The 16,807-nt window shown below is 62.6% G+C and carries 15 protein-coding genes; 7 read left to right on the top strand and 8 right to left on the bottom strand.

What is annotated here, in order from left to right; all coding sequences use genetic code 11:
• Positions 1 to 21 precede the first annotated feature (21 nt).
• The 3 genes from BT173_RS05070 to BT173_RS05080 form a co-directional block, all read right to left on the bottom strand.
• Positions 22 to 1,827, bottom strand: a complete 1,806-nt coding sequence (locus BT173_RS05070; RefSeq protein WP_072427536.1) for a methyl-accepting chemotaxis protein — start codon at positions 1,825 to 1,827, stop codon at positions 22 to 24.
• A 201-nt stretch (positions 1,828 to 2,028) separates the two neighbouring features.
• Entirely contained in the window at positions 2,029 to 2,445 is a 417-nt protein-coding gene (locus BT173_RS05075) for a hypothetical protein (RefSeq protein ID WP_072427537.1), read from the bottom strand.
• The gene (locus tag BT173_RS05080; RefSeq protein ID WP_072427625.1) at positions 2,442 to 2,882 is read right to left on the bottom strand and encodes an acyl-CoA thioesterase; all 441 of its coding nucleotides are present in this window, start codon (positions 2,880 to 2,882) and stop codon (positions 2,442 to 2,444) included. Before BT173_RS05080 ends, BT173_RS05075 begins: the two co-directional genes overlap by 4 nt.
• A 126-nt stretch (positions 2,883 to 3,008) precedes the next feature.
• Between BT173_RS05080 and BT173_RS05085 the strand changes: the two genes are divergently transcribed.
• Positions 3,009 to 3,461 carry a universal stress protein gene (locus tag BT173_RS05085; protein WP_072427538.1) on the top strand — a complete coding sequence of 151 codons (453 nt, stop codon included), beginning with the start codon at positions 3,009 to 3,011 and terminating at the stop codon, positions 3,459 to 3,461.
• Between the two features lie 23 nt (positions 3,462 to 3,484).
• Positions 3,485 to 4,357 (top strand): radical SAM protein, encoded by an 873-nt coding sequence (locus BT173_RS05090; protein WP_072427539.1) that lies wholly within the window; start codon positions 3,485 to 3,487, stop codon positions 4,355 to 4,357.
• A 168-nt stretch (positions 4,358 to 4,525) separates the two neighbouring features.
• Here the strand turns inward: BT173_RS05090 and BT173_RS05095 are convergent, their stop codons facing one another.
• The gene (locus BT173_RS05095; protein WP_072427540.1) at positions 4,526 to 4,837 is read right to left on the bottom strand and encodes a helix-turn-helix domain-containing protein; all 312 of its coding nucleotides are present in this window, start codon (positions 4,835 to 4,837) and stop codon (positions 4,526 to 4,528) included.
• Between the two features lie 495 nt (positions 4,838 to 5,332).
• Here BT173_RS05095 and BT173_RS05100 point away from each other — a divergent pair, with 495 nt between their 5' ends.
• Complete coding sequence (locus BT173_RS05100; protein WP_072427541.1) at positions 5,333 to 5,965, top strand: GntR family transcriptional regulator; 633 nt, start codon at positions 5,333 to 5,335, stop codon at positions 5,963 to 5,965.
• Positions 5,966 to 6,013: 48 nt separating this feature from the next.
• On the opposite strand, the gene BT173_RS05105 is transcribed toward BT173_RS05100, so the two are convergent.
• Positions 6,014 to 7,252: a patatin-like phospholipase family protein gene (locus BT173_RS05105; RefSeq protein WP_072427542.1), complete on the bottom strand. Its 1,239-nt coding sequence runs from the start codon at positions 7,250 to 7,252 to the stop codon at positions 6,014 to 6,016.
• A gap of 159 nt (positions 7,253 to 7,411) precedes the next feature.
• A complete protein-coding gene (locus tag BT173_RS05110) occupies positions 7,412 to 7,879 on the bottom strand; it encodes a phasin family protein (RefSeq protein ID WP_072427543.1) in 468 nt (155 codons plus the stop codon).
• Between the two features lie 360 nt (positions 7,880 to 8,239).
• Here BT173_RS05110 and BT173_RS05115 point away from each other — a divergent pair, with 360 nt between their 5' ends.
• Both BT173_RS05115 and BT173_RS05120 read left to right on the top strand, forming a co-directional pair.
• Entirely contained in the window at positions 8,240 to 8,905 is a 666-nt protein-coding gene (locus tag BT173_RS05115; protein WP_072427544.1) for a DUF8198 family protein, read from the top strand.
• Between the two features lie 120 nt (positions 8,906 to 9,025).
• Positions 9,026 to 9,298: a polyhydroxyalkanoic acid system family protein gene (locus BT173_RS05120; protein WP_139256047.1), complete on the top strand. Its 273-nt coding sequence runs from the start codon at positions 9,026 to 9,028 to the stop codon at positions 9,296 to 9,298.
• Positions 9,299 to 9,394: 96 nt separating this feature from the next.
• Here BT173_RS05120 and BT173_RS05125 read toward each other — a convergent pair whose 3' ends face one another.
• Complete coding sequence (locus BT173_RS05125; protein WP_072427546.1) at positions 9,395 to 11,386, bottom strand: SDR family oxidoreductase; 1,992 nt, start codon at positions 11,384 to 11,386, stop codon at positions 9,395 to 9,397.
• 175 nt (positions 11,387 to 11,561) lie between these two features.
• Here BT173_RS05125 and BT173_RS05130 point away from each other — a divergent pair, with 175 nt between their 5' ends.
• A complete protein-coding gene (locus tag BT173_RS05130) occupies positions 11,562 to 13,052 on the top strand; it encodes a WS/DGAT/MGAT family O-acyltransferase (protein ID WP_072427547.1) in 1,491 nt (496 codons plus the stop codon).
• Between the two features lie 223 nt (positions 13,053 to 13,275).
• On the top strand, positions 13,276 to 14,427 hold the full coding sequence (locus BT173_RS05135; RefSeq protein WP_072427548.1) for an aminotransferase-like domain-containing protein: 1,152 nt from the start codon (positions 13,276 to 13,278) through the stop codon (positions 14,425 to 14,427).
• 57 nt (positions 14,428 to 14,484) lie between these two features.
• Here BT173_RS05135 and BT173_RS05140 read toward each other — a convergent pair whose 3' ends face one another.
• Positions 14,485 to 16,800: a DUF1631 family protein gene (locus BT173_RS05140; protein ID WP_072427549.1), complete on the bottom strand. Its 2,316-nt coding sequence runs from the start codon at positions 16,798 to 16,800 to the stop codon at positions 14,485 to 14,487.
• Positions 16,801 to 16,807 lie beyond the last annotated feature (7 nt).

Here is a 16,807-nt window from a genome sequence, read left to right on the forward strand (position 1 = left end):
CCAAGTTTACCCAAGCGGACGCTAGTCAGTCTTGGCCGCGAGCAGGGTGGCCGCGTCGAAGCCCAGCCGCAACGCGCCCCAGTGCCGGCCGTTCACGAACAGCGGCAGGTCAAGCTCAGTCATGATCTCGCCGGTATCGCGCACATAGGTCTGCAGCAGAAAGCGTTGCTGATTGGTGGCGGCGCGCAGGCCGGCTGGGTCGTTGAACAGGCGCTTGTCGCGGCTGTTGACCAGGTCGGTGGCGCGGTCGCCCGTTGGCGGTTTCGAATACCAGCTGTTGTGCGAGGGGCCATAGCCCTTGCTGTCCACCAGCAGGCTGAACTTGCCGCCCGGGGTGGCTTTCACCAGCGCGTCGTACTGGGGCTGGAATTCGCGCGCGAAGCGCTCGGTGTAGGCGGTCAGGAATTTCTGCGGGTCGGTGCTGGCGATAGGCTGGTAGCGCTGGTCGAAGACATCCAGCCCGCTGGCGGCCAGCTCGGTGATGCGCGCCTGCATCTGCTCGCGCTGCTTGAGCGCGCGACTGATCGCGGCATCGAGCGGGCCGTGGCCGAGCACGAAGCGGCCGGTCAGCTCCTGCACCGAATCGGCCACCCGGCTCAGATCGCGCGTGGCATTGGCCGAGCGCTGCATGCGTTCGTTGATGGCCAGGCTGTCGGCGTGGATATGCTCGACACGCTGGTTGATCTCGGCATTGTTCTGCGCGAAATCGTCCACATGCTTGGCGATCTCGGCCAGGCTGCGACTGGTGGTTTCGAAGTCGCTGACCAGCAGCGCGAAATGCTGCGAGGTACGCTCGACCACGCCGCGCGTATCGCGTGCGCTGTGGTTGATGGTCAGGGTCTGCGCATGGGTGGCGCTGACCTCGCCCAGCATCGCATCGATATTGCTGGAGATATCGCTGGTGGCGCCGCGTACCTTCTCGGCCAGCTTGCGCACCTCGTCGGCCACCACGGCAAAGCCGCGCCCGGCCTCGCCAGCTCGCGCCGCCTCGATGGCGGCATTCAGGGCCAGCAGATTGGTCTGCTCGGCGATCTCGCGGATCAGCTCGGACACCTGCTTGATGCTGGCCGAGCGCTGGTTCAGGCCTTCCACCACGCTGCTGAAGGCACCGATCTCCTCGCCCATGCGATTGATCTGCTCGGTCACATCGTGCATCTCGCGGTAGCTGGCGCGTGCCAGTTCCAGGTTCTGCGCGGTGGTGGCAGCAATCTGCTGGGTCTCATGCGAGACCTCGCCAATGCGTCCAGTGGCCGACTGACTGGCGGCCATCACCTGCTCGGCAAAGCGTGCCTGCTGTTCGGTGCTGGTGGTGGAGTCGGTAATGTTCTTCAAGGACTTGGCCGATTCGACCGCGATCTGCACGGTCAGCCCCTGCACGCTGGCGATGATCTCGCGCTGGCGGGCCAGGAAGCGGTTATAGGCCTGGGCCAGGTCGCGGATCTCGTCATAGGTGAGCGCGGGCAGATCGCGCGACAGATCGCCCTCATTGCCGGACAGCTCATCTAGCGAGGCAATCATGCGTCGCAGCGGCAGCACGATCAGATGGCGGTAATACCAGACCATGAAGCCGATAAAGGCCGCCGACAGCAGCGCCAGCAGGAGCACTGCACCGATCAGCGCATCCATCTGGGCGCTGAGCTCGGCCTGTAGCGCTGCATCCACCTTGGCCGCTTTCAGCGTGGCCAGCATGGCATCGCCGCTGGACAGAATCGGAATCAGTAGGGCCAGCTCGATCAGCACCAGCATGAACAGGCCGGCAAACTTGCGGGTCAGGGTATTGAAGACGGCTTTTTCAAGGCCGTCGTAGGCATTGCGCCAGGCGCTCATCGTCGTCTCCTCCAGCCCTGTCCTCCGTTAAGAAGTGGCCGGATTGTTATAGGAAGTGGCTGACCATAGCTTAGTCGGCCCCAGCATAGCCAATAATGACTTTAGATAAGGCTTATAAAGAAAATGGATCAGGCCCTGTTGTTAGGGGCTGATCCACATTGGGGGGGCGGTGGCCTGCGCGCTGTTGTCAGGCAGCGGGGCTTAGCGCGCGTAAGCGGCTTCGATGTCTTCCAGGGTCAGGTGCCAGCGCGACAACATACGGGTGAAGATGACCAGTTCGGGCTCGGACAGCACCTTGTCGGCCTTGGTCATATCCAGGGCCAAGGTGGCGACCAGCAGCTGCTTCTTCGGTTCGGTCACGGTTTCCAGCAGGTCATCGATGCGCTGGCGGTCTACCAGCTTGATGCTGCCTTGTTCATCCGCCTCATCGCTCAGATCGTTGCAGTAGGCGTGCAGCACCTCGATAAAGCGCGTGCGGCTGATCTCGAGCGCTTCGTAAATATGCAGGGTTTCCAGGCTGTCGATCTCGCGCGGGTCCATATTGCCGTCGCTCATCATCAGCATCACCAACAGGCGTGCCATCGCTTCCGGGCTGTTGGCGGGGTACTTTTTCATCATTGCGGGCTCTCCTGCATGCCTAGTGCGCTAAGGAAGGGAGCCGGCACGCTGGCCGGCTTGCGCGTGGTGTAGTCAAAAAACAGTACGCCGGTCTTGGCGTGCAGCACTTCCTTGTCGTCTGCCTGCTTGCGAAATCGGTAGAACAGATCACAGCCGTACTTGTTGAAATCGGCACTGGCTACTTCGGCGATCAGGGTTTCGCCCCAAAAGGCCTCGGCCTTGAAGACCACCACGGCGTCGGCAAGGATGATGCCGCGGCCGCCGATATTGAGCTCGGTAAAGCCCAGTGACTTGAGGAAACGCAGTCTAGCCTCATGCACCAGGGTCAAGGCCGAATCATTGCCCAGGTGCCCACCATAGTTGATATGGCCTATGCCCACCTCGATGGGGGTGGAAAAGGGGAAGGCGCTCGGGAGATCCAGTTTGACGCGTGCCATAAAGCCATTCTGCGACTGCAAGTGAGGGCCAGTGTAAGCCTCGCCTCGCCCGACGGGCAACCCGGGGGCTATAGTAGAAGCAGGCCGCGGCCCTTGCGCGCCACAGTCGATAGGAAAGGAGCTGCCATGTACCAACGCATTCTTGTACCCGTGGACGATAGCGATACCTCGCGTCAGGCTTTGCTGGAGGCCACGCGTTTTTGCTGCGATCAGCACGGCAAGACCCGCCTGGTCCATGTGATCGATCTGGCCCAGTTCACCTGGGGTGGGGCGGAGTTCGTCGATGTGGGCGAATTGCAGAGCACGCTGCGCAGCGCCGGGCGCAAGGTGCTTGATGGCGCCGCGGCCCTGATGCAGGAGAATGGCATCGAAGCGGAGACCGCGCTGATCGAGATCTGGGGCGGCGCCATCTCCAGCGCCCTGATCGAGGATGCCAAGACCTGGCCGGCTGATATCATCGTCATGGGCTCGCACGGCTGGACCGGTCTCGATCACCTGCTGCTGGGCAGCGTGGCCGAGGGCGTGGTACGCCACGCGCCCGTACCGGTGCTGATCATCCCGATCAAGCGCAAGAAATAGGCCTCACCTCGAAGTGGAATCTCGTGTCTGAAAGCAAACTCTCGGCGATCGTCCCGCTCGCGGTCACCGATCACCGCCGCGATATCCTCGGCTTCCAGTATGTCTACCCGGTGGTATCGCGGCGTGCTGGCGGGGTTTCCGTTGGCATCAACCTCAACCCCAACAATGCCTGCAACTGGCGCTGCATCTACTGCCAAGTGCCGGGGCTGGTACGCGGCAACGCGCCCGAGCTTGATCTGGCTGTGCTGGAAGACGAGCTGGGCGCGCTGCTGGCCGATGTCGTGCACGGCGATTTCATGCAGCGCAGCGTGCCAGAGACCGCACGGCGGCTGAACGATGTGGCGCTGTCTGGTAATGGCGAGCCGACCGCCTCGCGCCAGTTTGGCGATGTAATCGACCTGGTCGGCCGTCAACTGACCCGCTTCGGCTTGATCGGGCAGATCAAGTTCGTGCTGATCACCAATGGCAGCCAGCTCTACAAGCCGGCGGTACAGGCGGCGCTGGCGCGCCTGCGCGAGCTGAATGGGGAGGTCTGGTTCAAGTACGACCGCGCGCCGGTGAACGGTTATAGCGAGGTCAATCAGATCGCGCTGAGTGCTGCCCAGATCAAACGCCATCTGCGCGCCGCCACCGAGCATTGCCCGACCTGGTTGCAGACCTGCATGTTCATGCTGGATGGCCAGCTGCCCAGCGAGGCTGAAGTGGACGCCTGGCTGGCGCTGCTGGCCGAGGCGATGGCGGAGGGAGCACGACCCGCCGGCGTGCTGCTCTATGGTCTGGCGCGCGCTTCCACCCAACCCGAGGCGCCGCGCCTTGCCAAGGCGCCGGATGCCTGGATGCAGGCACTGGCCGCGCGCATCGAAGGGCTGGGTCTGCCGGTCAAACTCAGCCTCTAGGCCGGCGAGCAGGCGCGTGCTTCAGGGCCGGCATGATCATGGCGAAGCAGCCCTGCCTGCCCCGGATGGCGTATTCCAGCCGTCATCCAAGGCCGAACCCGCCAGCAATAGGCAATAAAAAACGCGCCCGGGATGCGCGTTTTTTATCTGTGCTGCAAGACGGGCTGATCAGGCTGCTTCGTCTTTGCTCTCGCCTTCCTGCGCCTTGACGGCTTTTTGCAGGCTCTTGTACAGGTCCGGGTGGTTTTCCTTGAGGTAATCGATGATTTCGAAGTCCTCGCGGCGCACGCGGCTCAGGTCGACCTGTTCCACATGCACAAGGCGCAGCAGTTCGCGCACGGGCTTGGGCATATTGCGCCCGCTCTCGTAGCGTGAGCCACCGCTCTGGGTTACCCCGATCTTGGTCCAGAACTCCTGCTGGTTCATGCCCAGCTTGCGTCGAACTTCGCGGGGGTTGAATAGTTTCTCGAAGATTTTCATATCGCGTCTCGTCGGCGTCTGTGGCTATCAGCCTGTCATGATTGCCATCCTGTCCGCCTATGCAGAATGGCAGTCTATCCCTGTCTTGTGACCCTGTTACCGGCGGTTTTGATCCCGCCCAGCAATAAAACAGAAAGAGTCAAAGCAGATGCAATCTTACTGCGCCTGACGCTTATGCGCGAGGCATGTTGCGCTGCAAATGCACGCTTTTCTGTACTTTCTGGCGGCTTTTTCCTGGCTTGTGCTGTGGATATTCTGCGGGCTGCTGCCTGCTATCTGCGGCCACTTACACTAACTTCAAGCTAGCAGGCGGTTTATGTCTGTGAGTGCCTTATGACGAACGGGTTAAGGATTGAAAAGTAAGAAAATATTAACTAACTGAGTCACTAGGGGTAATCCCTTAGTTTTCCAGTGCGTTCTGACGGGTCGCCTTTGCTAAACTTGAAAACTTTCAATCACTTGCGCTGAGCTGATTTCCATCAGCTATCGAATGCCATGAGCACATTGGTGGACAAGATCGTTCAGGCGATCCGCGACGATATCTATAGCGGCAGTCTGACCCCGGGCGAGCCGCTCAAGCAGGTCGAGCTGGCGAATCGCTATGGCGTGAGCCCGATTCCGCTACGTGAAGCCTTGCAGCGCCTGCAGGTGGAGGGGCTGGTCGAGTATTTCGCTTATCGTGGCGCCATCGTGGCGCGCACGCGCAAGTCGGAGGCGGCCGATATCGCCGATATTCGCAATGCACTGGAAATCCTCGCCTTCCGCATTGCCATGCCCAGTCTGGACGATGATCAGCTGGCGCGGCTGGCGACACTGACCGCCGAGTTGGAATCGCCCCAGGCGGCCGATGCGGCCTTCTTCATGGTCAAGATTTTTGACTACTACGCGGTGCTGCTGGCCAAGGCCAATCGACCGCTGCTGCTGGAGATGATCCAGACCAATCTCAAGCGCGCGATACGCTATTACGCCGAGGTGGTGCGCCAGCTGGAGGGCGCTCCGATGCTCGGGCCGAGCCGGCACGAATATCTGGAGGCCCTGCGCGCGCGCGATATGGCGCGTCTGGAGACTCTGGTCGAATCGCGCCATGCCGCCTATGTGAAGTTCATCGCCGAGCATTTCGACGATTGAGGCAAGCTTGAGCGGCCCCAAGAAAAAAGCCGGCTTAGCCGGCTTTTTTCATTCACCCCTGGCATGCAGCCAGCGTTCCAGCTCGCCCAGCGTGTTGTAGAGCTTGTCAATCGGCGTGCTGTGCTGTGGGCGCTCGAGCTGCTTGCGCGTGTAGCGCCGGTGGGCCTTTTGCGACAGATAGCGTTCCTCTTCCAGGCCGGCCCGGTCCAAGCTGATGCCATGGCGTGCCAGTAGCGGCTCAAGCTCGTCGGCCCGCTTGCGCAGGTCGGCGCGCGTGTGCTGATAGGCGTGTTCGCACATATTCTCGCGGTCGGAGTAGCTGAACACATTCGAGAAGAAGATCTCCTCGTCCCCATGGCTGGGCTCGAACAGCACGACATCTGCGCCTTCGTAGCTGTTCGCATAGCGCTGCATGCCCACGCGCATGCGCGAGTGGATGATGGAGCGGAAGGTTTGCGACAGCACCACCGGCAGGCCGCCGCGCATCAGTTTGTCGCGCGTGCCGGGCTGGCCGCGCGGTGCCAGGCGGGCATCGAAGGGCACGATGGGGTTGATGCAGATCACCAGATCTGCATCCTCATCCAGGCTGATCGAGGTGTGCAGTGTCTTCTTCAGCGCGCCGTCCACGAAATGGTCGCCATCGATTTCCACTGGCGGGAACAGGCCGGGTAGGGCGGATGAGGCCTGTACGGCCTTGGAGATAGCCACATGGTCATGCCCACGTCCGCCAAACTTGACCGAGCGGCCGGTGTCGAGGTCGGTGGCAACGATGTACAGCTTGTTCTTCAGCGCGCGAAAGTCATTGGTACGGCCACCGCTGGTAAACACCCGGGTCAGGAAGCGATCGATCTCGCCGTTGTCGAACATGCCGGTCGGAATGGCGTGCGAGAGCTGCATGAAAGCGCCGGTCAGGCCGACTTCACGCGGGCGGGTCACGAACTCCCAGAAGGCATCGAACAGCAGCTCGGGGATGGCGGCCAGACGGCGAAAATACTCGCGGTAGGCTGGGCGCAGGAACTGATCCGGCTCGAAGGGGATGCTGTCCGAGCTATTGGTGATGAAGATCTCGTACATTTCGCCCGGGCTGATCTTGTTGGCCAGCGCCGCGGAGATGAATCCGCCAGCGCTCACGCCGACATACACATCCAGATCGGTGAAGTCTATGCCCTGCAGGGCCTCCTCCAGCGCGCATAGTGCACCCACCTCGTAGATGGCGCCCAGCGGGCCGCCGGCTGCCAGATTCAAGCCTATGGTTGGACGGGGCGGATGGGATGGGGCGGCTGGCATGGATGAACGACTCCAGGGAGAAGCGGGGAGGCAGATTGTAGAGCAATTGCTTGAATGACGAGCGCTTGCTCGTATCAAGCAAAACGGGGCAGGCGATGAGCACGCCGCCCCGTTTCAGCGTAGACCCGGCCGGGCAGGCTGCCCTGGCCAGGTTGCGCATCAGGCCTTGGCTGCCGGCTTGGCTTCCGCCTTGGCAGCGGCGGGCTTGGCTTCGGCCTTGTCTTCGACCTTGGCGGCGGCGGCCGGCTTGGCGGTCTGCTTCTTCAAGAGCTCGTTCACGCTCTTGTTCAGCTCATCGATGCGCTTGTTCAGATCGGCCAGATCCTTGTTGCTGGGCACGCCCAAGGTGTTCAGTGCACGGGCTACGCGGTCTTGGAACACCTGCTCGAGCTTGTCCCAGGTTTCAGTCGCTTTGCTGGTAACGGCCACAACTTTCTCCTCTGCCGACTTGCGGCTCTTTTCCTCGACTTGCTTGCCGGCTTCGACCAGGTGATCGAAAGCCTTCACGCCTTCACCCTGGGCCTTGGCGAAAGCGCCCAAGCCGGCCAGCCAGATCTGGTTGGCGGATTCGAGGATGACGTGGGCGTATTGCTTCTCTTCGGTGGCTTTCTTCAACGACTTGGCCATGGTGGGCTCCTTGGATTTAGAAATGAAAAACTGTTAATCACACGGTGAAACAGCTTGGCGGGCTACGCCAAAAAAACTTGCTCCCAGCTGCCGTTCTCTTGCCCGGCTCTATAATCGGCAGTCTTTGCAGCGCTTGCTTGGTGACTGCACTTGCTGCGAATTATGGTGGGGGGAATTCGCTAAGTGCCAGTTTTGATGCGGGTTTTTCCTGGCGTATCTGCGGCTTAAGCCACACTGTTGCGCCGGGGCAACGTCGCAGGAATGCCCCGCTTTCGTGCAGATGCCCCTATTGGTGCGCCTTGCCGGTGTTGCGTGTTTTCCCACTGTGCTTTTTTTACCCAGCCCATTTTTACGACAGCCATGTCCGACGATTTCAGTGCATCCCCTGCCGGCAGCGGGCTAAGCCGGCCCCGCTATCTACTGGCCGAGTGGCAGACCCGCCGCCTGAGCGAGACCTATGCTGATCTGGCCGCCAGCGAACGCTATGGCCAGGCCACCCGTTTTTTCCTCAGCGATATCTATGGACCGACCGATTTTTCGCGTCGTGATCAGGATGGCGAGCGAGTGGCCGCCAAGATGCGCAGCCTCCTGCCGCAGCGCGCCATGCGTGCAATCCAGAACGCGCTCTATCTGAACCGACTGACCCAGGGCCTGGATGCGGCGCTGGCCGAGATGCTGTTCGAGCAGATGGGCGTGGCGCAGATTGATGCCGATAGTTATGCCGAGGCCTACCGGCGCTGCGATAACTATGCGGCGCGCTGTGAGCAGATCGCGCTCGTGCATGCGCTCGGTTGTGAGCTGGATGTGGTGGTGCAAAAGAGCTTTGTGCAACTTGCCCTGCGCTTGGCTCATGGCCCGGCCCATCTGGCCGGACTCGGTGAGCTGCAGGACTTCCTGGAGCGCGGCGTAGCGGCGTTTCTGCAGATGCACGGCGCCGATTACTTCCTGGATACTGTGCGCGAGCGCGAGACGCGCCTGCTTGATCGTATCTATGCTGGCCAGCCCGATCCATTTGCCGCCGACTGAACACTGCGCTTGCAGCTGCACTGCAAGCAAGCTGCGCGCTACTGTCGGCGCGCCGTATCGCAGGTTAGACTGTGTTTATCCGGCCGTTCGGCCCTTCCCATCCTGCTTCGGAGCCCCGTGATGTCGATCAGTATCCGCTACCCCCACAACAAGCCACACGATGAAGCCCGCCAACTGGCCGAAAAAGTGGCTGAGGAAATGGGCCGTGAATTCAGCATGTCCTACCGCTGGGACGGCGATGTGCTGCTGTTCGAGCGCTCGGGCGTGTCGGGGCGTTTGAGCGTGGTACCGGGCGAGGTCTTGGTGGAGGCCAAGCTGGGCTTTCTGCTGATGGCGCTCAAGCCGCAGATCGAGGCAGAAGTACGTAAATTCCTGGGCGAAAACTTCGCCTGATGCGCGTGCTGCCTAGGGCAGCGTGGTTGCCGTAGCCGCCGCGCATAAAGCAAACAGGCTCACCATGGTGAGCCTGTTTGCTTTGCGGGGGGCTGTTTACAGGTGGATGCCCTTCATGATCTGCATAAAGGCCATCTGGTCGGCGCTCAGCTCATGCGCGCGCTCGCCTTTCTCACCCTTGGCGGCCGAGGAGTCGGGGAACATGCGGTAGGCGGTGTTCATGATGATCTGCGCCACGCGCGGGGCGGCGGCGTGGATGATCTGGCCGAAGATGCCCAGGCCCGAGGCCACGCGCACCGGTTTGTAGATGACTGCCTGCGCCACCATATCGGCCGCTTCGTCCGGGCTGATGATGAAGGGCATGTTCTTGTAGATATCGGTCGGCGCAATCATCGGCGTGCGCACCAGCGGCATATTGATGGTGGTGAAGTAGATACCGCGGTCGGAGAACTCGCTGGCGGCGCAGCGGGTGAAGGCATCCAGCGCGGCCTTGGACGCCACATAGGCCGAGAAGCGCGGGGAATTGGTCAACACGCCGATGGACGAGATATTGATGATCTGCCCCGATTTACGGGCGCTCATGCTCGGCAGCAGGGCCAGGGTCAGGCGCAGGCTGCCGAAGTAGTTGAGCTGCATGGTGCGCTCGAAATCATGGAAGCGGTCGTAGCTGTTCTCCACCGCGCGGCGGATCGAGCGGCCGGCATTATTGATCAGCACATCGATGTGACCATGTTCGGCCAGCACCTTCTGCGCCAGGCCGTCGATGGAGTCGAGGCTGGCCAGGTCGCAGGAATAGATATGGCAGATGCCGCCATTCGCTTCGATCTCGGCCTTGGTGGCTTCCAGCTTTTCCAGGTCGCGCGCCACAATGATCACGCGCGCACCGGCCGCCGCCAGCTTCATCGCGCTGGCCTGGCCGATACCGGAGGAGCCGCCGGTGATCAGCACATTCTTGCCGCGCGAGACGCCGCCCAAGGTGCGGTCGATGAACAGGTCTGGGTCGAGATGGCGCTCCCAGTAGTCCCACAGCTTCCATGCATAGTCTTCCAGACGCGGCACCTCAATGCCGCTACCCGCCAGCAGCTTCTGGGTCTGGCGACTGTCGAAACGGGTTGGGTAGGACACGAAGTTCATGATGTCGGGCGGCAGGCCCAGGTCCTTCATCACCGCATCGCGTACACGCCGCACCGGGGTCAGCGAGGCTAGCGCCTGGCGGATCATGCTCGGGATAAAGCTGAACATGGCCGGGTTGATGCGCACGGTCAGCTTGGGGGCGTGTGCGGCCTCGGCGAAGATGGCCAGCACCTCGCCCACGCGCCGCGCATCCGGGTCGGTCAGGTGGAAACACTTGCCGTTCTGGCCGCTTAGATGGGCGAGGTGGTCCATGGCCGCCACCACATAGTCGACCGGCACGATATTGATGCGCCCACCGTCGATGCCGATGGCAGGCATCCACGGTGGCAGGATCTTGCGCATCTTCTGCAAGACCTTGAAGAAGTAGTACGGGCCGTCGATCTTATCGATCTCACCGGTCTGGCTGCTGCCCACCACGATGCCAGGTCGGTACACGCGCCACGGGCGCTTGCACTCGCGCCGCACAATCGCTTCCGAATCATGCTTGGTGCGGAAATACGGGTGGTTGAGCTTGCCGGCCTCCTCGAACATGTCTTCCGAGAACACGCCCTCGTAGAGGCCCGCGGCGGCAATCGAGCTGGTGTGGTGGAACACGCCGGCTTCCACCGCCTCGGCGAACTGCACGGCGTGGCGGGTGCCGTTCACATTCGCTTCCAGCTGCTCCTCGGCCGTGGCTTTCAGGTCATACAGGGCGGCCAGGTGGAAGAAGTGTTTGATCTTGCCCTTCAGCTCGGCCACATCCTTCTTGGCAATGCCCAGGGCCGGCTTGCCCAATTCGCCCAGCACCGGGATCACCCGCTCGGCATCCTTGCCCCAGCGCAGCTTGATCTGCTCGAACTTTTCCAGCGATTCCTTGCGCACCAGCGCATACACCTTGCCCTTGCGCTGCTTGAGCAATGTCTGGACAAGATTGTTACCGATGAAACCGGTTGCGCCGGTCACGAAGTAAGTCATGGGCCCTGCTCCTCGTTGTGATGTGATTCTTTTGCATCAGTTGACGTGCCCGGAAGCCGCGCCAGTGCTGGATTTCCACAATAGCCTGTGTTCTATAATCCCCCACGGGCACACGTCAAGCGAGCGACCGTCCGGTCGTGCAAAACCACCACAGCTCGGGGCGAGGAAAGTATCTATGTTATTGAATCTGTTTGGTTCCGAGCGCGAATCCATGTCGGCGGTCGATACCGCCTGGCTGCGCATGGACAGGCCGACCAATCTGATGGTGATCACCGGCATCATGTTTTTCGAGGGTGACCTCGATTACCAGCGCCTGGGCCAGGTCATGCAGACCCGGCTTTTGAAATTCAAGCGTTTCAAGCAGCGCGTGGTGCGTTCCGGCACCAGCGCCAGCTGGGAAGATGACCCCGATTTCGACCTGGCCAACCATCTGCACCGCGTGGCCTTGCCCGGTGCGGCATCCAAGCCCGAACTGGAGACCATGGTCAATGACCTGATCTCGATCCCGATGGATTTCTCCAAGCCGCTCTGGCAGTTCTATGTGGTGGAAAACTATTGCGGCGGCAGCGTGCTGGTGGCACGCATTCACCACAGCATCGCCGACGGTATTGCGCTGATTCAGGTGCTGCTCTCGTTGACCGACAAGGAAGAGGACGCGACGGTCGAGAGCGTGCCGAAGAAGGCACGCTTCCTGGCTGGAGAGCGCGAGCCGGATGATCCCTTTATGCGGCTCTACAAGCCGGTAGCCAAGGTCTATGCCGGCATGCTGAAGAGCTATGCCAAAGTGCTGGGCACCAGCTATGGGCTGATGACCAATCCGACCAAGCTGGCCGAACTGACCCAGACCGGCATGGGCCTTGGACAGGGCCTGGCCAAGATGGCCACCATGCCGGCCGATCCGCGCACCAAGTTCAAGGGCAAGCTGTCCACCACCAAGCGCATCGCCTGGTCCGAATCGCTACCGCTGCCCGAGGTCAAGCATGTGGGCAAGGCGCTCGGTTGCTCGATCAACGATGTGCTGCTGTCCTGTGTGGCCGGCGCGCTGCGCGCCTATCTGGTCGAGCGTGGCGAGCAGGTGGATGGGTTGACCATACGCGCCTCGGTACCGGTCAATCTGCGTCCCGAGAACAAGCTCGACAAGCTCGGCAACTACTTCGGCCTGGTCTTCCTGCCGCTGCCGATCGGGGTCGCCAATCCGATCGAGCGTGTCTACGAGGTCAAGCGGCGCATGGAGGAGATCAAGGGCGGCTACGACGCCATCATCACCCTTGGTCTGCTCAGCGTGGTCGGGTCGCTGCCGAATATGGTCGAGCAGCCGGCCATCGAATTCTTCAGCACCAAGTCCACCGCGGTGATGACCAATGTGCCGGGGCCGAAGGAGCCGATCTTCATGGCCGGCGCCAAGGTGCAGGATCTGCAGTTCTGGGTGCCGCAGTCGGGTGAGATCGGCATGGGCGTGTCCATCCTCAGCTACAACGACCGGGTCAACTTCGGGGTGATGACCGACAAGAAGCTGGTGCCCGATCCGCAGACCATCATTGCCCGCTTTGGCAGCGAGTTCGAAAAGCTGGTGCTGGCCACGCTGATGCACACGCTGGATGGCCCGCCCGACCCTGAGCTGGCCGAGCTGCACCTAGCCATGCTGCGCATGCAAAGCACGCCTTAGCCGCGCGAGACAAGTGCAATGCCCAGCTGCTAATCTGCGGGCATTGCACGGCGCCAAACCCGGCGCCTTTCCCTGGCAGCATCCCCTGCCACCTAGCCGCCACACCCTGGCACTACGTTTACTTGCCTATACCAGTACGGTCGGCCTGGGCCGTTTGCGCGCTGTACCTGTCGTGCACGTCAATTGTTTGCCACCGTACGGGTCTAACCTGCCGGAGTAGCCCATGTTTTCTGAACGCATTTCCCGTCTGCAAGGCTCGCTGGTGCGCGAGATTCTCGCCGTCGCCAACCAGCCGGACATGATTTCCTTCGCCGGCGGCCTGCCCGCCGCCCAAGCTATGCCCAAGCTCGATTTCACCGAGCTGCCTGCCGGCCTGAGCCAATACGGCCCGAGCGAGGGCGAGGCCTGGTTGCGTGAGGCCGTGGCGGCCGAGATGAGTAAGAACGGTGTGCCGGTCACGGCCAGCGATATCCTGATCCTGACCGGCTCGCAGCAGGGCCTGGATCTGGCCGCCAAGCTGTTTGTCGATCAGGACACCCCGGTCCTGGTGGAAGCGCCGACCTTCCTGGCCGCCGTGCAGTGTTTCAGCCTGTTTGGCGCACGTTTCATCGAAGTGGGCCTGACCCCGAACGGCCCCGATCTGGAACAGCTGGAGCGCAAGCTGCGCGAGGAAAAGCCGCGCTTTGCCTACCTGATCCCGACCTTCCAGAACCCGTCCGGCGTCTGCTACGACGAAGCGACACGCCAGCGCGTGGCCGAGCTGTTCGATGAGCACAATGTGGTGCTGCTGGAAGATGAGCCCTACCGCGAGCTGGTATACGACAAGTGCGACCGTGCCCCGATCTGCGCGCGTCTGAAGACCGCGCCGTGGATCCATTTCGGCACCTTCTCCAAGACCGCCATCCCCGGCCTGCGCGTCGCCTATCTGGCCTGCCACCCGAGCCTGATGCCGCATCTGTACAAGCTCAAGCAGGCGGCCGACCTGCATACAAACCGCCAGGGCCAGTGGGCGATGCACCAGCTGCTGACCTCGAGCGACTACCCCGCGCATATCGCGCGCCTGCGTGATTACTATCACCAGAAGCGCGACATCATGGCGGCGGCGCTGGACAAGCATTTCCACGACCTGGCCGACTGGACCATTCCGCCCGGCGGCCTGTTCTTCTGGCTCAAGCTCAAAGCCGATATCGACAGTTATGGCCTGCTGGAACCGGCGCTGGCGCGCAAGGTGGCGTTTATGCCCGGCAAGCCCTTCTATGCCACCGAGCGGGTATCGAATGAGCTGCGCCTGAACTTCAGCCATGCCTCGCCCGAGAAGATCGAGGAAGGCATCCGCACCCTGGCCGAGGTGATCCGTGCCCATCTGCCGGCTTGACTGGCTGTGCTGAAAAAAGGCCGCTTGATGCGGCCTTTTTTGTGTGGCGAGCGCGCTTCAGCCCTGCCGTGCCCATTGCTCCATTTCGTCGGCATTGCGCAGCAGGGCCTGGACCGCGCGTTCGAACAGCGGCTCGCTTTCTACGAAGCGCACATGCCCGAGGGCCAGCAGGCGGCGGAATAACTGCACGCTCAGCGCGGCGGGCTTGTCCAGATTGGCAATGGTCAGCAAGAGGCTGGCCGCGCGCGGGCTGATCCAGTTCAGACGCGCACGGCGCGCGCTGCCGCCGAAGGCGATATCCACCAGCACACCGGTTTTCAGCTGCTCGAGCACGCGGGCCTTGAGTGCCTCGGCCAGTGCCTCGTCGCGCGGTGCGCCCGCTTCGGGCAGGGCCAGCGCATCGAACTGCGCATCCAGCAGCTCCAGCCCGCCCTCCAGCGCCTCGGCCGCTTCGGCCACGAAGCCAGCTGCCAGGCCGGCCGGGTAATCGGGCGCGGCACCCGTGGCCTCGCTACCCAGCATGAAGTCGGCAAAGCGCGCCTCAAGCTCAGCCAGACTGGCGCCAGCGCGCGTATGGCCCTCCTTCAGGGCTTCCAGATGCGCGGCCACCAGCCAGTCGAGGAAGTCTTGCTGCTCCGCATCGTTGAGCCTGGCCTGGGCCAGGTGGCGTGAGAGCAGGTTCACCAGCTCGGGCAGGCGCTTGAGCATCTGCATGCGTTCGCCATTGCTGGTCTTGGGCTGCACGCTCCACACCAGCACGGGTACCAGCTGGCGACAGCTGCGTGCCTGAGCTGCGTCATCGCGCCCAACCCGCTCGATGGCTAGCGGCCAGGTCGCCAGCAGGAAGTGCTCGAGCCGGGCTGGCAGCGTCAGGCCATCCAGCGCGGCGCGCATGGCGGCCATTGCGTGCAGATAGTGGGCGCTGCGCTCTTCCGCGCTGCTGAGCGCGGCGGCCGCCTGCACCATGCGCGGGTCGTCGTGCTGCATGGTGCGGCGCAGATAGTCTTCCAGCTCCGCCAAGAGGCGCTCGAACAGCGCGACATCGCTATGCGGGGCGCCGACGGCCTGCTCGACCAGATGCCGGATTGCCTCGCCCAGTCCGTCCGAGAGCGGATCATCCGCGCTGAGCGCGATGGCCACCGAGCCGATGCGGTTGAACAGCTGGCGCGCCGGGTGCTGGCGTTCGGCAAACAGGGTCGGGTCGAACAGACCGAGCTTGAGCAGCTGGAACTGCAGACGGCCGAGCTGGCTGCGCACGCTGCTGGGCAGCTTGCCATCGTGCAGCATGAACTCGAACAGCATGGCCACCACATCCACCACCATGCGTTCGCTCGGCTCGCGTGCCTGGCTGGACAGACGCGCACGGTGTTCGAGGATATGGTTGCGCAGATCGCTAGCATCGGCCTGGCCGGCGACCGATTGCTCAAGCTCTGCAATGCTGCTGGCCAGCACGGTGCTGCCCGCATAGGTGGTGAACGGCGCCTGGCCGGTCTGGCCGCCGGGGCGCTGGCCGAACAGCTCGCGCAGCAGCTGGCCGGCATTCAGCTGGCTGTCCAGCCAGTGCGGCGGTTCGCTCTGCGCGATGGCCTGGCGCGCGGCATCCGGGCTGGTCTTCATCTGTATCCAGCGCAGCAGCAGATCGCTGCGCGGCAGGTGGCGGCCCTGCGCATGCAGGGTGGCAGGTAGGGCTGGGCTGGCGGCATGCGGCGGTGGGGCCGGGCTATCGGCTTGGCGGCGGATCTGCAAAGGGAGTTCGACCGGGATCGCATGGGCCGCCAGGAGCGCATTCAGCCCCTGGTAGAGGGCCGCCACTTGGCTGGCCAGCGCCTGATTGGCCGCCTTCTTCAGCGCACTGCCTATCTCGCCCTGCAGATTCAGCGTGTCGATGCCGAGCGCCAGGCTGCCGCACAGCACATAGGGGCGGAAGGGGTTCTCGCGTTCGCTGCCTTCGGGCTGGTGATACAGATTGGCGATGCGCGCATTCAGCTCGTTCAGCGCTTCGCCGGCCGCGCTGCGGAATTGTGCGATCTGCCGCTCCAGCGCCAGCTCCTGCTCGACTTCGGCCAGGGCCTGCAGGCTCAGATTATGACCGGCGGCCTGGGCGAAGCTGGGCTTGTCGCGCCGGAAGGCAGTCTGCAGGCCGCGCTCGAGCAGCCTTTGCAGCTGCTCGAACCAGGCCTGGCGCAATTCGGCATCGAAGGCCAGCCAGGCCGCACGCGCATCAAGCAGGACCGTCGCGGCGGGCGAGCCGCCCAGCCTATCCGCCTGCGCCAACAAGCCATCGGCCACCGTGCGCAGCAGCGCGGGCCAGGCTTGCTGGAGCTGGTCCAGCAGGGCGGCTTGCAAGTCACGCAGAATCTCGGTGCGCATCATGGCCTGA

The organism is Chitinimonas taiwanensis DSM 18899, assembly GCF_900119825.1.
Classification (GTDB): Bacteria; Pseudomonadota; Gammaproteobacteria; order Burkholderiales; family Chitinimonadaceae; genus Chitinimonas; species Chitinimonas taiwanensis.

Coding starts and splice junctions, on each gene's coding strand:
- BT173_RS05070 (WP_072427536.1), bottom strand. CDS start 1,827: ATGAGCGCCTGGCGCAATGCCTACGACGGCCTTGAAAAAGCCGTCTTC.
- BT173_RS05075 (WP_072427537.1), bottom strand. CDS start 2,445: ATGATGAAAAAGTACCCCGCCAACAGCCCGGAAGCGATGGCACGCCTG.
- BT173_RS05080 (WP_072427625.1), bottom strand. CDS start 2,882: ATGGCACGCGTCAAACTGGATCTCCCGAGCGCCTTCCCCTTTTCCACC.
- BT173_RS05085 (WP_072427538.1), top strand. CDS start 3,009: ATGTACCAACGCATTCTTGTACCCGTGGACGATAGCGATACCTCGCGT.
- BT173_RS05095 (WP_072427540.1), bottom strand. CDS start 4,837: ATGAAAATCTTCGAGAAACTATTCAACCCCCGCGAAGTTCGACGCAAG.
- BT173_RS05100 (WP_072427541.1), top strand. CDS start 5,333: ATGAGCACATTGGTGGACAAGATCGTTCAGGCGATCCGCGACGATATC.
- BT173_RS05105 (WP_072427542.1), bottom strand. CDS start 7,252: ATGCCAGCCGCCCCATCCCATCCGCCCCGTCCAACCATAGGCTTGAAT.
- BT173_RS05110 (WP_072427543.1), bottom strand. CDS start 7,879: ATGGCCAAGTCGTTGAAGAAAGCCACCGAAGAGAAGCAATACGCCCAC.
- BT173_RS05115 (WP_072427544.1), top strand. CDS start 8,240: ATGTCCGACGATTTCAGTGCATCCCCTGCCGGCAGCGGGCTAAGCCGG.
- BT173_RS05120 (WP_139256047.1), top strand. CDS start 9,026: ATGTCGATCAGTATCCGCTACCCCCACAACAAGCCACACGATGAAGCC.
- BT173_RS05125 (WP_072427546.1), bottom strand. CDS start 11,386: ATGACTTACTTCGTGACCGGCGCAACCGGTTTCATCGGTAACAATCTT.
- BT173_RS05130 (WP_072427547.1), top strand. CDS start 11,562: ATGTTATTGAATCTGTTTGGTTCCGAGCGCGAATCCATGTCGGCGGTC.
- BT173_RS05135 (WP_072427548.1), top strand. CDS start 13,276: ATGTTTTCTGAACGCATTTCCCGTCTGCAAGGCTCGCTGGTGCGCGAG.
- BT173_RS05140 (WP_072427549.1), bottom strand. CDS start 16,800: ATGATGCGCACCGAGATTCTGCGTGACTTGCAAGCCGCCCTGCTGGAC.